The following is an 11,732-nucleotide window of genomic DNA, read 5'->3' on the forward strand; positions in this document are numbered from 1 at the left end:
ATGTCACTCTGCCCCGCCCTCTTGCCGCCCTACCCGCCCCCCTGTCGTGTCGTAGGCGCGTTGCCCCTAGGGAGAACCCCGTGACCAGCTCCAAGACCGACGCCCGCCCCCGCGGCGTCGTCGGCGTCCTCGCCTTCGCGGGCATCGTGGCCGCGCTCACCCAGACCCTGGTGGTGCCCCTCCTCGGCGACCTGCCCAGACTCTTCGGCACCACCGCCTCCAACGCGTCCTGGGTGGTCACCGCCACCCTCCTGTCGGCGGCGGTGGCCACGCCCGTCGCCGGGCGACTGGGTGACATGTACGGCAAGCGGCGCATGCTGCTCGTCTCCGTTGCGCCCCTCGTCGTGGGCTCGGTCGTCTGCGCGCTCTCCTCGACCGTCGTCCCGATGATCGTCGGCCGAGGCCTCCAGGGCCTGGGCATGGGCGTGGTCCCGCTCGGCATCAGCCTGTTGCGCGACGTCCTGCCGCCGGAGCGCCTTGGCGCGTCCATCGCCCTGATCAGCGCCTCCATGGGCGTGGGCGGCGCGCTCGGCCTCCCCTTCTCCGCCGCCGTCGCCGAGAACGCCAGCTGGCGCGTGCTGTTCTGGGTCGTCGCCGCCCTGGCCACGGTGGTCGGCGTGCTCGTACGGCTGCTCGTGCCCGCGGGCCGTACTGCGTCCGACGCCGGCCGCTTCGACGTGCCCGGCGCGATCGGTCTCGGCGGCGCGCTGATCTGCCTGCTGCTCGGTGTCTCCAAGGGCTCCGACTGGGGCTGGACCAGCGGGACGACGCTCGGTCTGCTCGCCACGTCGGTCGTCGCTCTCCTCGTCTGGGGCTGGTGGGAACTGCGTACCGCCGAGCCGCTGGTGGACCTCCGCCTCACCGCCCGCCCGCTGGTGCTGATGACCAACCTGGCGTCGGTCCTGGTCGGTTTCGCGATGTACGCCCAGTCGCTCGTCGTGCCCCAGCTCCTCCAGCTTCCCGAGGCCACCGGCTACGGCCTGGGCCAGTCGATGCTCGCGATGGGGCTCTGGATGGCCCCGGCCGGGCTCATGATGATGATCCTCGCCCCGCTCGGCGCCAAGCTCACGGCCGCGCGCGGCCCCAAGATCACCCTCGGCGTCGGCAGCCTGATCATCGCCGTCGGCTACGCGTGCGCCCTGCCGCTCATGGGCTCGACCGTCGGCCTGCTCGTCGTGACCCTCGTCTGCAACACCGGCGTGGGCCTCGCGTACGGCGCGATGCCCGCCCTCATCATGGGCGCCGTGCCCCGCTCCGAGACCGCGTCGGCCAACAGCTTCAACACCCTGATGCGTTCGATCGGCAGCTCCGTCTCCGCCGCGGTGATGGGCGTGGTCCTCGCCCAGATGACCACGGACTTCGCCGGTCATCTCCTGCCCTCCGAGGGCGCTTTCAGGGTCGCCCTGCTCATCGGCAGCGGGGTGGGGCTCGCGGCGGCCGCCGTCGCCTTCCTCATCCCGGTCGGACCGGAGGCCGAGACCGGCCGGACCGGTGAGGGTGCCGCGGCGCCGAACGTGCCCTCCGGGGCGAAGGTCTGACGGGACCGGCGACCGCCTCCCTTCATCGCGCCGTCATCGGCCGGTTCTCCACGCGACAGCGGGGTTCGAGACAACTGATCTGGGCATGCCAATCGCGCACGCGCGCACGGCATCACGCGCGCACGGCATCCCGCATCACACCCGCCTCGCACCCCGCGTCGCGGTCCGTCAGGAGGACGCAGTTGAAGACGAGTTCGTGGATCCGCCGGGTCTCCGTCACCCTCGGCAGCAGCATCGTGCTGGTCGTCGCCGTCTCGGGCAGCGCGTTCGCGGCGCCGCCCCCGCCGCTGCCCGCCAACGCCGACGGGCTCGAGCAGACGTTCCAGCCCGCCTACGACTACGACACGGACGGCTGTTACTCCACGTCGGCCATCGGCCCCGACGGCACCATCAACCCGGGCCTCAACCCCTCCGGCGCCCTCAACGGCTCGTGCCGGGACGCCTGGGACCTCGACAACACCAACGGGTACTCCCGTGCCAAGTGCAACAACGGCTGGTGTGCCGTGCTCTACGGCCTGTACTTCGAGAAGGACCAGGCGATACCCGGGATCAGCCTCGGCGGCCACCGCCACGACTGGGAGCACGTCGTGGTCTGGATCCAGAACAACGAGGCGAAGTACGTCTCCACCTCGGCGCACGGCAACTTCAACACCTACGGCCGCGACCAGATCCGCTGGGACGGCACGCACCCCAAGGTCGTCTATCACAAGGACGGCGTGAGCACTCACTGCTTCCGTCCCGCCAACTCCAACGACGAGCCGCCGGAGAACCACAAGGGCCAGTGGCAGTTCCCGGCCCTGGTCGGCTGGAACGGCTACCCCGCCGGGCTGCGCGACAAGCTCAGCCAGGCGAACTTCGGCAGCGCCCACTTCGGGCTGAAGGACGGCAGCTTCGCCCCCCACCTCGCGAAGGCGAAGCCGGCCGGCATCCCCTTCGACCCGTACGCCTGAGCCTCGCCGGGCGCCCCGGCGCACGTCGCCCGCCGCGCCGTGAGCCGGGGCGCCCGGACCGCCGGGTCAGTCCACCGGCTCGGCGCGTGCGGGCACGTCGTGGCTCTGGTGTCCGCCGCTCGCGAGCATGCGTACGTTCCCGTGCTCGTCGATCTCGGCCTGCACGATGCCCGTCTCGTCGGAGTACACGGGATGCCCACCGGCCCCCTTGCGGTCCGTCCGGGTGACCACGATGGAGTCACCCGACACCGGAAAGGTCAGCTCATAACGTTCGGCACGGTGCATGCGCCTGTTTATACCGACACCTGATGCCGAAACCGGTCATTCGGCCGCGCGCGCGTCCACGACGAGCACGGCGACCTGATCGGTGACCAGGTCGAGGAGCGCGGCCGTGGACTCGTCGTCGTGGCCCACGACGAGGAGGTTCAGGGTCAGGCCGTCCGTGACCGCCGCCAGATAGCGGGCGAGCACCGGCACGGGCACCCGCAGCTCGAGCATCATGCTCGCGTCGAGCTCCTCGATGAGCTCGCGGTAGATCTCGGCGTACCGCTCGTGCTGACGGCGGGCCAGTGGCTCGAACCCGGGGGTGCGCAGCGCGTACTGGGTGAGTTCGTACGTCAGCATGTGCTCGCCCGGACGGGCCCGTACGTGCTCCCAGTACGCCTCGAACCCGGCCCGGAGCGTCTCCCGGAACGTGTCGCGCGGCCGCAGCGCCTTCTTCACCGTCCCCACGTAGTGGTCCGTGATCGCCGTGATCACGGACTCGAGCAGGGCCTGCTTGGAGTCGAAGCAGTAGTGGAAGACGCTCAGCGACACGCCCGCCTCGGCGGCGATGGACCGGGTCGTCGTCCTCGGCACGCCGTCCCGCGTCATCGCCCGGATCGCGGCCTCCGTCAACTGGCGGCGCCGTTCGGCGAGCGGCATACGCGACATGCGCTGGTTCCCTTCTCGTGCTCGTGCTCGTGCTCGTGCTTGTGCTTGTGCTCGTACGGGACGGGGTGGGGCGACCGTCCGGTCACCCCACCCCGTCCCACCCAAGGATCGCGGCTCTCCGTCAGCCGCTGTAGACGCCGACCTCCCGGAGCGAGTACCCCCACTGGGTGCCGCGGGACACCCCGTACACCCGGAGGTACCTGGCGGTCGTGCCCGCGAACTGGACGGTGTCCAGGCCGCCGTCACCGGTAGTGGTGGACCAGGCCGTGCGCCAGTTCGTGCCGTCGTCGGAGAGCTCGACGCGGTACGCCTTCCCGTACGCCCGCTCCCAGTCGAGCGTGACGCGCTTGACCAGCTGCGGCTCTCCGAGGTCGATGCGGAGCCACTGGTCGTCCTTCCACTCGCTCGCCCACCGCGTCCCCGGGTCACCGTCGACGGTCCGGTCCGCCGAGAAGGTGGTGAACGGGTTCCACCACTCCGTGGTGGACGCCGAGGCGGGTGCGCGCGCGGCCAGGTTCACGCCGGCCCGGTGCCGCTCGGAGGCGCCCCAGGTGTCGAGGTAGGACTCGGCGCCCCGGAACAGGTCGTTCACCACGTCCTGGCCGCCGACCTGCCGGATGTCCTCGATCCAGTCCGGCACCAGGCCGTTGTGCGAGGCTCCGTCGGTGTTGAGGTCCCAGGTCCGCTGCCCGGTGGTCTGCCGGTCGATGACGGAGCCGCCGTCGGTGCTGCGGAAGGGGTACGTGACCTTGTTCGGCGCGTCGGCGCCGCGCGGGCCGGGCCAGCCGCCGACGCCGTTCATGTCGGTGCCGTAGCCGTAGCCAACGTCGTACTTGTCGCGCAGGGCGTCCTTGGCCTTGGCCTCCGCGCTGAACGCCTCGGACCCGTTCATGTACTGGGCGGCGAACCCGCCGAGCTTGTACAGCCGTTCGGTCCAGCTGCTGTCCATCCAGCTGTGCGAGGAGATCGCGCCGGGGTAGGACACCGACTCCATGATGTCGAAGGCCCGGCCGGCGGCCTTCACGCTCATGTGGTCCAGTTCCAGCATCATCTTGCGTTTCATCATCCCGCGCACCGCGTACTCGCCGAGATCGGTGAGCCCGCGGGTGTTGCACCGGGCGTCCTGGCTGTACGCGGGCACGCTCACGCCGGCCGGCAGCTCCTTCTGCGCGTTCGGCGCCGCGGCGAGCCCGATCGGGTTGTCCTGCTGCGGGCCCGCGCACTGCTCGGTCTTCCAGAAGGTCCCGGTGGACAGGAACTGGCCCACGTTGATCGCCGTGCCGAGCGCCCCGGAGTCGAAGCGGACCCCGCAGAGCGCGTTGTCGAACTTGTGGCACAGGAACATGCTGCGCACGCCGAGCCCGTGCAGCTCGTCCAGGCCGCGGTCGATGTCCGCCTTGCTGCACTGCGAGATGTCCAGGATCTGCTTGCAGCCGAAGGGTTCGGAGGTCTCGACGCCGAGGACGACCGCCAGCTTGCCCTGCTCGATGACCTGACGGGCCTGCTCGGAGTCGGTGACGATCCGGAACCAGCCCTTGCCCGGGCCGCCGAACATCGTGTCGATGTACTCCTGCATCTCGTACGTCTTGCGGGCCTGCAGGCGGATCGAGGTCATCTCGTCGCAGCTGCGGTCCTTGAAGAAGTAGACCGAGCAGATGACCCCGTTGGTGACGAGGTCGTTGACGAGGACCCGCTGGCCGCCGCGCCAGGCCCGCTCCACCCAGGCGTAGTAGTTCTGCTGGTGGGTGAGCGAGTCGTGGGCCGGCCAGTCCTTGAACGTCGGCCAGCCGTCAGGGTCGTGCTTGCCGTCGCCGCCCTTGGTGATGAAGTCGAAGATCGCGAGCGAACCGTCGGGGTAGTGCTCGGGGCAGTCCTTGAGCGCGTCGGCCACGCCCTTCACGGAGAAGGTCTGACCGCAGATGAGGCGCCCGCCGAAGGCCTCGTTGGACATCAGGTGGTTGTGCGCGTCGACGAACCCGCGCACCTCGCCCTTGTCGTTCGTGCCCTTGAACGGCTCACCGGTGACGTTGATCTGGGAGTCGGGCGCGGGACGGGCGGAGGGGTTCCACCAGGAGGGATCGGCGGCGGAACCGGAGGCGGGGGCGAGCAGCATGGTCACGGTGGCGAGCAGCAGCGCCAGCACGGCCAGCGGCCCGCGCCTGCCGGACGTACGGCTGCGCGTGGGGGGTCTCATGGGCATCACTCACGTCTTCGGTCGAGGGGGCGGTGTGCGTGCGGCGGAGCGCGAGATTGTCATGTTCCGTGCGAAAGGTGGGTCGAGGATCCCGACTGCCGCGAGCGGAGTCAAGAGTCCGGGACAAATGACCTGAAGGCCGGGGCGCGTACGCGAACAGGCCACCCCGGCCGCATTCTGATCTTCCGTCAGAACGTGCGGCCCGCCAGTCTTGACGAGGGCTCCCGCCCCCGTACGCCCGCGAGAGGAACCACTGTGATCAGGCCGAACCCCCCGATCGTGCTCGACCCCACCGGCGCCGACCACCACGCCGAGCACCGGCTGCTGCGCGCCCACGGCGCCGCCGCCCTCGTGGACGTCCTCGGCGTGCGGGCGTGGTCGGTCTCCGACCCGCTGCTGCTCAGGAAGCTCCTGACAGGCCCGGACGTGTCCAAGGACGGGCGTCGCCACTGGCCCGAGTTCGACAAGGCCGTCCCCGAGTGGCCGCTCGCGCTGTGGGTCGCGGTCTCCAACATGTTCACCGCCTACGGCTCCGACCACGCCCGGCTCCGCCGCCTGGTCGCCCCCGCGTTCACCGCCCGCCGCGTCGCCACGCTGCGCCCCGTCGTCGAAGCCCTGGTCACCGGGCTCCTCGACGACCTGGCGGCCGAACCTCGCGGCGCGGTCGTCGACCTGCGCGAACGCCTCGCGTACCCGCTGCCTATCGCCCTCATCGGCCACATGATGGGCGTCCCGGAGGCGCGCCGCGAGGGCTTCCGCGCGCTCGTGGACGGCGTCTTCGACACCACCCTCACCACCGAGGAGGCCACGGCCAACGCCGGGCGCCTCTACGGCCTCCTCGACGACCTCATCGCCGCCAAACGCGCCGATCCCGGCGACGACATGACCTCGCTCCTCATCACCGCCCGCGACGAGGACGGCTCCACCCTGACCGAGGCCGAACTGCGCGACACCCTCCTGCTGGTCATCAGCGCCGGGTACGAGACGACCGTGAACGTCATCGATCAGGCGGTCACCTCCCTCCTCACCCACCCCGACCAGCTCGCCCACCTGCGCGCCGGCCGCTCCGGCTGGGGCGACGTCGTGGAGGAGACCCTCCGCCTCGAACCGGCCGTCAAGCACCTCCCGCTCCGCTACGCGGTCACCGACATCCCGCTCCCCGACGGCCGGACCATCGCCCGCGGCGACGCGATCCTCGCCTCCTACGCGGCCGCCAACCGCCACCCCGACTGGCACGGCCCGACGGCCGACACCTTCGACGTCACCCGCGCCACCAAGGACCACCTGGCCTTCGGCCACGGCATCCACTTCTGTCTGGGCGCCCCGCTCGCCCGCCTGGAGGTGGCGACCGCCCTGGAGCACCTCTTCACCCGCTTCCCCGGCCTCGCCCTGGCGGTCGACCCGGAGGACCTCAAGACCCTGCCGTCCCTGATCAGCAACGGCCACCAGAGCCTCCCGGTCCACCTGCACGCGACGGCCTAGCCGGTACGAATATTCCGGTGCCGTGCCGGCTGTCGGCGGGCAGACTCGGCCCCATGGTGGAGATGCGGGCGTTCCAGGACGCGGTCGGCGTGTGGGCGAGCGGCGGTCCCGGCGGTGCGGCGGAGGAACTGGCGGGCCGGCTTGCCGTGCGTACGGCGGTGCTGCTCGAAGGGCTGAGCGACCTCGCGGCCGTCGAGGCCCTGGCCGAACGCCGGGGCCGGGACCTGGCCGCCGAGGGCGTGTGCGTGGTGGCGATGGGCGGGGCGATGAGCGTGGGCCGCTACGCCGACCTCCTCGGGCCCTGCGGCCTCGGCCTGCGCCTGACCGGCCTGTGCGACGAGCGCGAACGGCCCTTCTTCGACCGCGCCCTCGATCGCGCCGGGACGCCACGCCGGGACGTCTTCGTGTGCGCGGCCGACCTGGAGGACGAACTCATCCGCGCACTCGGCACGGCGACCGTCGAGGAGATCGTCGCCGCCGAGGGCGACCTCCGCCCCTGGCAGACCTTCCTGCACCAGCCCGCCCACCACGGCAGCCCCCGGCACCGGCAGTTGCGGCGCTTCCTCGGCACGAAGAAGGGCCGCAAGATCCGCTACGGCCGCCTCCTCGTCGAAGCCCTCGCCCCCGAGCGGGTACCGGCCCCGCTGGACGAGCTGTTCGGGAGCCTGTGAGGGCCCTGGGGGCCCTTCCCGGCGGCCGTATATCGGTTGACCGTTCGGGCGCCGAACGGCGAGGCTCGGCACGCACGCACCAGGAACCGTACGACCAGCTGCTTGCCGGGGCGACGCACCGGCGGAACGGACACCGAGGGATGACGTCCCACCTCCACGCCCTCTGCATCGACGCGCACGACCCGGTCGGTCTCTCCGGTTTCTGGGAGGGCTTCCTCGGCTGGGAGCAGGTCGACGACCCCGACGACGGCATCGTCCTCCTGCCGGGCGACGACACCGGCTTCCGGCTCCGGTTCCTCCCGACCGACGAGCCCAAGTCGGTCCAGAACCCGATGCACTTCGACCTGACGAGCACCTCGCTCGACGACCAGCAGGCCGTCGTCGCCAAGGCGCTGGACCTCGGCGCCCGCCACATCGACATCGGCCAGACGCCCGACGACGGCCACTTCGTGCTCGCCGACCCCGAGGGCAACGAGTTCTGTGTGATCGAGCCGGGCAACGCCTTCCTCGCCGAATGCGGCTTCATCGGGGCGCTCGCGTGCGACGGCTCACAGGCGGTCGGGTACTTCTGGAGCCGGGCGCTCGGCTGGCCGCTGGTCTGGGACCAGGACCAGGAGACCGCCGTCCGCTCGCCCCACGGCGGCCCGAAGGTCACCTGGGGCGGCCCGCCCCTGATGGAGCGGGCGGCCAGGGACCGGCTGCGCTTCGATCTCGCCCTCCCCGCCGGCGGAGACCAGCAGGCGGAGGTCGACCGCCTGCTCGCCCTGGGCGCCACCCGCGTGGAGACTCCCGGCGACAACGGGTGGGTCGTCCTCGCCGACCCCGACGGCCAGGAGTTCCGCGTCCTGTCGCCCCGCTGAGCCGCCGGCGGGCGGACACCTCTCCTTACGGAACCGGGACATCGGCGCGCACGCCCCCGGAAGACCCCCGCCTCCTCCGTACCGTGATCCGCATGCGTGTACTCGTGACCGGCGGCGCGGGCTTCATCGGCTCCCATGTCGTCGAGGCCCTCGCCGCCCGCGGCCATCAGCCCGTCGTGCTCGATGGCCTCCTCCCGACCGCCCACCATGGGCCCGCCCCGTCCCCGCCCGCCGTCGGTGAGTGGGTGCACGGCGACGTGCGGGACCGGGAGGCCGTCGCGCGCGCCCTCATGGGTGTGCGGGCGGTGTGCCATCAGGCCGCCATGGTCGGCCTCGGCAAGGACTTCGCCGACGCCCCCGACTACGTCTCCTGCAACGACCTCGGCACCGCCGTCCTCCTCGCCGCCATGGCCGAGGCCGCCGTCGACCGACTCGTGCTCGCGGGCTCCATGGTCGTCTACGGCGAGGGCCGCTACGACTGCCCCGCCCACGGCCCCGTCCGCCCAGGACCCCGCGCCGAACGCGACCTCGCGGCGGGCCGCTTCGAGCCCCGCTGCCCCACCTGCGGCGCCGACCTCGCGCCCGGCCTGGTCGCCGAGGACGCCCCCGCCGACCCGCGCAACGTGTACGCCACCACCAAGCTCACCCAGGAACACCTCGCCGCCTCCTGGGCCCGCGCCACCGGCGGCCGCGCCGTCTCTCTGCGCTACCACAACGTCTACGGGCCCCGCATGCCCCGCGACACCCCGTACGCCGGCGTCGCCTCCCTCTTCCGCTCCGCCCTCGCCCGCGGCGAGGCACCCCGCGTCTTCGAGGACGGCGGCCAGCGCCGGGACTTCGTCCACGTGCGCGACGTGGCCGCCGCGAACGTCCTCGCCCTGGAAGCCCTCGACGACCGGGCGCCCGCGGGCCTGACCTCGTACAACACCGGCAGCGGCGACCCCCGTACGGTCGGCGGGATGGCGGCCGCGCTAGCCGCCGCGCACGGCGGGCCGGCGCCGGTGGTCACGGGGGAGTACCGGCTCGGCGACGTACGCCACATCACCGCCGACTCCGCCCGCCTCCGCGCCGACCTGGGGTGGCGACCCGAGGTCGGCTTCGCCGACGGCATGACCGAGTTCGCTACGAGCGGGCTGCGGGGAGCGTGACCTCGAACCGGCAACCGCCGTCCACGTTCCGCACGTCGGCACGGCCCATGTGCGCCTCCACGATGCCCTGGACGATTGCCAGACCGAGCCCGGCGCCGCCCGGAGGCGTACGGGCCTCCGTACCGCGCCACCCCGTGTCGAAGACGCGGGGCAGCGCGTCCTCGGGGATGCCGCCGCAGCCGTCCGTGACCGACAGGACCACGGACTCGGCGCGGCGCTCGGCCGCGACGGCGACCGTGCCGTCGGCCGGCGTGTGACGGATGGCGTTCACCAGCAGGTTCGCGAGCACCCGCGTCATCTCCCGGCCGTCGACCTCCACCGGCACCTCGGCGACCCGGTCGCCCACGAGCCGTACCCCCTGTTCCCGCGCGAGCGGCACCGCGCCCGCCAGCGCGTCGCCCACCAGGTCGTGCACCGACATCCGCGCCGGGCTCAGCGTCAACGCGCCCGCGTGGATGCGGGAGAGCTCGAACAGATCGCCCACCATGCTGTTGAGCCGGTCCACCTCGGTCCGGATCTGCCGGTGGTAGCGCACCGGATCGGCGACCACACCGTCCTCCAGCGCCTCGGACATGGCCCGCAGTCCGGCCAGCGGGGTCCGCAGGTCGTGCGAGATCCAGGCCACCAGCTCCCGGCGGGACGCCTCCAGGTTGCGCTCGCGCTCCCGGGACGCGGTGAGCCGCTCACTGGTCGCCGACAACTCGCGGCTGAGCGTGGCGAATTCGGCCGGAGCGGGCACACCGGGCGCGGTGAACACCCCGCCCTCGCCGAAGTCCCGCGCGGCCACGGCGAGTTCCCTGGCGCTCACGACCACGCGACGGCCGAGGAGCAGCGACGTACCGAGCGAGACGACGGCCGCCATCGCGACGACCGTGGTCACCACCCACAGGTCGTGCGGCGAAAGGAACATCGCCCAGGCCACCGCGAGCGTCCCGGAGAGCATCGCCGTCACGGCGACGGACGCCACGACGGCCAGTGACACCGCCACCGAACGGCGCCGGCACAACCGCAGCAGACCGGCCCCGATCAGACCGGCCGCCGCCGCGCCCACGAAGGCGTAGACGGCGATGAGGATGATGTCGCCCACGGCTCAGCCCTCCGTCGTCGTGGGGGAGTCGGAAGCGAGACCGGGCGCCTGGCCGGGCACCACGTCGGGTCGTCCCGTCGCGTCGAAGCGGTACCCGACACCCCACACCGTCCGGATCAGCAGCGGGTTGGCCGCGTCCTCCTCTACCTTCCCGCGCAGCCGCCGGATGTGGACCGTGACCGTCGACAGATCACCGAAGTCCCAGCCCCACACCTCCCGCATCAGCCGCTCGCGGTCGCACACCTCGCCCGGATGCCGCATGAAGTAGGTCAGCAGGTCGAACTCCCGCAGAGTCAGAGCCAGTTGGTGCCCGCCCTTCACCGCACGGCGCGCCGCCGGGTCTACCTCCAGGTCACCCGCGCGCAGCAACGCGCCCGGCCGCCGGACCTCGGTGTGACGGCGCAGCACCGCCTCCACCCGCAGCACCAGCTCACGCGGGCTGAAGGGCTTGGTGACGTAGTCGTCCGCCCCGATCTCCAGGCCGAGGATCCGGTCCTCCTCCTCGGTGCGCGCCGTCAGCATGATCACCGGCAATGGCCCGCGCCTGCGCAACTCCCGGCAGACCTCCAGGCCGTCCATGCCCGGCAGCATCAGGTCGAGGACCACCAGGTCCGGCCACCGTGCCCCGGCGGCAGCCAGCGCGGACGGCCCGTCGGCCGCCCGGTCGACGACGAAGCCGCCCCGCTCCAGATAGCCGGTGACCACTTCGGCGACGGTCGGATCGTCGTCCACGACCAGGACGCGCGGTGCTGTCCGCGAGGGCTGTTCACGCTGCTGCATGGGAGTCAGCCTCGCACCGGAGTGCGGCGCGGGTCGCGCCCGGGTCGGAGCAAGGGGAGCGATGTCCGTGTTTCGTAAGGTTCGCACAG

General features: G+C 72.1%; 11 protein-coding genes. 6 read left to right on the forward strand and 5 right to left on the reverse strand.

Features of this window, described 5'->3' with window-relative positions; translation table 11 throughout:
- Positions 1-80: 80 nt before the first annotated feature.
- Together ACFWRO_RS11060 and ACFWRO_RS11065 are read left to right on the forward strand one after the other, a co-directional pair.
- Positions 81-1,538 (forward strand): MFS transporter, encoded by a 1,458-nt coding sequence (locus ACFWRO_RS11060; RefSeq protein ID WP_384507512.1) that lies wholly within the window; start codon positions 81-83, stop codon positions 1,536-1,538.
- Positions 1,539-1,720: 182 nt separating this feature from the next.
- Entirely contained in the window at positions 1,721-2,488 is a 768-nt protein-coding gene (locus ACFWRO_RS11065) for an NPP1 family protein (protein WP_384507515.1), read from the forward strand.
- Between the two features lie 66 nt (positions 2,489-2,554).
- Here the strand turns inward: ACFWRO_RS11065 and ACFWRO_RS11070 are convergent, their stop codons facing one another.
- The 3 genes from ACFWRO_RS11070 to ACFWRO_RS11080 all read right to left on the reverse strand — a co-directional run bounded on the left by ACFWRO_RS11070 (position 2,555) and on the right by ACFWRO_RS11080 (position 5,534).
- A complete protein-coding gene (locus ACFWRO_RS11070; protein WP_384507518.1) occupies positions 2,555-2,773 on the reverse strand; it encodes a DUF6296 family protein in 219 nt (72 codons plus the stop codon).
- A 36-nt stretch (positions 2,774-2,809) separates the two neighbouring features.
- Positions 2,810-3,421, reverse strand: coding sequence for a TetR/AcrR family transcriptional regulator (locus ACFWRO_RS11075; RefSeq protein ID WP_384507520.1), 612 nt, complete (start codon positions 3,419-3,421; stop codon positions 2,810-2,812).
- A 121-nt stretch (positions 3,422-3,542) separates the two neighbouring features.
- Positions 3,543-5,534 (reverse strand): discoidin domain-containing protein, encoded by a 1,992-nt coding sequence (locus ACFWRO_RS11080; RefSeq protein ID WP_384507891.1) that lies wholly within the window; start codon positions 5,532-5,534, stop codon positions 3,543-3,545.
- A 336-nt stretch (positions 5,535-5,870) separates the two neighbouring features.
- Here ACFWRO_RS11080 and ACFWRO_RS11085 point away from each other — a divergent pair, with 336 nt between their 5' ends.
- The 4 genes from ACFWRO_RS11085 to ACFWRO_RS11100 all read left to right on the forward strand — a co-directional run bounded on the left by ACFWRO_RS11085 (position 5,871) and on the right by ACFWRO_RS11100 (position 9,776).
- Entirely contained in the window at positions 5,871-7,097 is a 1,227-nt protein-coding gene (locus tag ACFWRO_RS11085; RefSeq protein WP_384507522.1) for a cytochrome P450, read from the forward strand.
- Between the two features lie 53 nt (positions 7,098-7,150).
- Entirely contained in the window at positions 7,151-7,768 is a 618-nt protein-coding gene (locus ACFWRO_RS11090; RefSeq protein ID WP_384507525.1) for a TOPRIM nucleotidyl transferase/hydrolase domain-containing protein, read from the forward strand.
- Between the two features lie 140 nt (positions 7,769-7,908).
- A complete protein-coding gene (locus tag ACFWRO_RS11095; RefSeq protein ID WP_384507527.1) occupies positions 7,909-8,628 on the forward strand; it encodes a VOC family protein in 720 nt (239 codons plus the stop codon).
- A gap of 92 nt (positions 8,629-8,720) precedes the next feature.
- Positions 8,721-9,776: an NAD-dependent epimerase/dehydratase family protein gene (locus ACFWRO_RS11100; RefSeq protein WP_384507530.1), complete on the forward strand. Its 1,056-nt coding sequence runs from the start codon at positions 8,721-8,723 to the stop codon at positions 9,774-9,776.
- Here ACFWRO_RS11100 and ACFWRO_RS11105 read toward each other — a convergent pair.
- Together ACFWRO_RS11105 and ACFWRO_RS11110 are read right to left on the reverse strand one after the other, a co-directional pair.
- Positions 9,751-10,863, reverse strand: a complete 1,113-nt coding sequence (locus ACFWRO_RS11105; protein WP_384507533.1) for a sensor histidine kinase — start codon at positions 10,861-10,863, stop codon at positions 9,751-9,753. The genes ACFWRO_RS11100 and ACFWRO_RS11105 overlap by 26 nt on opposite strands.
- A 3-nt stretch (positions 10,864-10,866) precedes the next feature.
- Entirely contained in the window at positions 10,867-11,643 is a 777-nt protein-coding gene (locus tag ACFWRO_RS11110; protein ID WP_384507536.1) for a response regulator transcription factor, read from the reverse strand.
- Positions 11,644-11,732 lie beyond the last annotated feature (89 nt).

The sequence above is a fragment of the Streptomyces sp. NPDC058579 genome (assembly GCF_042718575.1).
Classification (GTDB): domain Bacteria; phylum Actinomycetota; class Actinomycetes; order Streptomycetales; family Streptomycetaceae; genus Streptomyces.

What these genes read in the sequence shown, in the direction of transcription:
- ACFWRO_RS11095 (WP_384507527.1), top strand. Translation starts at nt 7,909, where the DNA reads ATGACGTCCCACCTCCACGCCCTCTGCATCGACGCGCACGACCCGGTC.
- ACFWRO_RS11080 (WP_384507891.1), bottom strand. Translation starts at nt 5,534, where the DNA reads ATGCTGCTCGCCCCCGCCTCCGGTTCCGCCGCCGATCCCTCCTGGTGG.
- ACFWRO_RS11075 (WP_384507520.1), bottom strand. Translation starts at nt 3,421, where the DNA reads ATGTCGCGTATGCCGCTCGCCGAACGGCGCCGCCAGTTGACGGAGGCC.
- ACFWRO_RS11070 (WP_384507518.1), bottom strand. Translation starts at nt 2,773, where the DNA reads ATGCACCGTGCCGAACGTTATGAGCTGACCTTTCCGGTGTCGGGTGAC.
- ACFWRO_RS11100 (WP_384507530.1), top strand. Translation starts at nt 8,721, where the DNA reads ATGCGTGTACTCGTGACCGGCGGCGCGGGCTTCATCGGCTCCCATGTC.
- ACFWRO_RS11090 (WP_384507525.1), top strand. Translation starts at nt 7,151, where the DNA reads ATGGTGGAGATGCGGGCGTTCCAGGACGCGGTCGGCGTGTGGGCGAGC.
- ACFWRO_RS11110 (WP_384507536.1), bottom strand. Translation starts at nt 11,643, where the DNA reads ATGCAGCAGCGTGAACAGCCCTCGCGGACAGCACCGCGCGTCCTGGTC.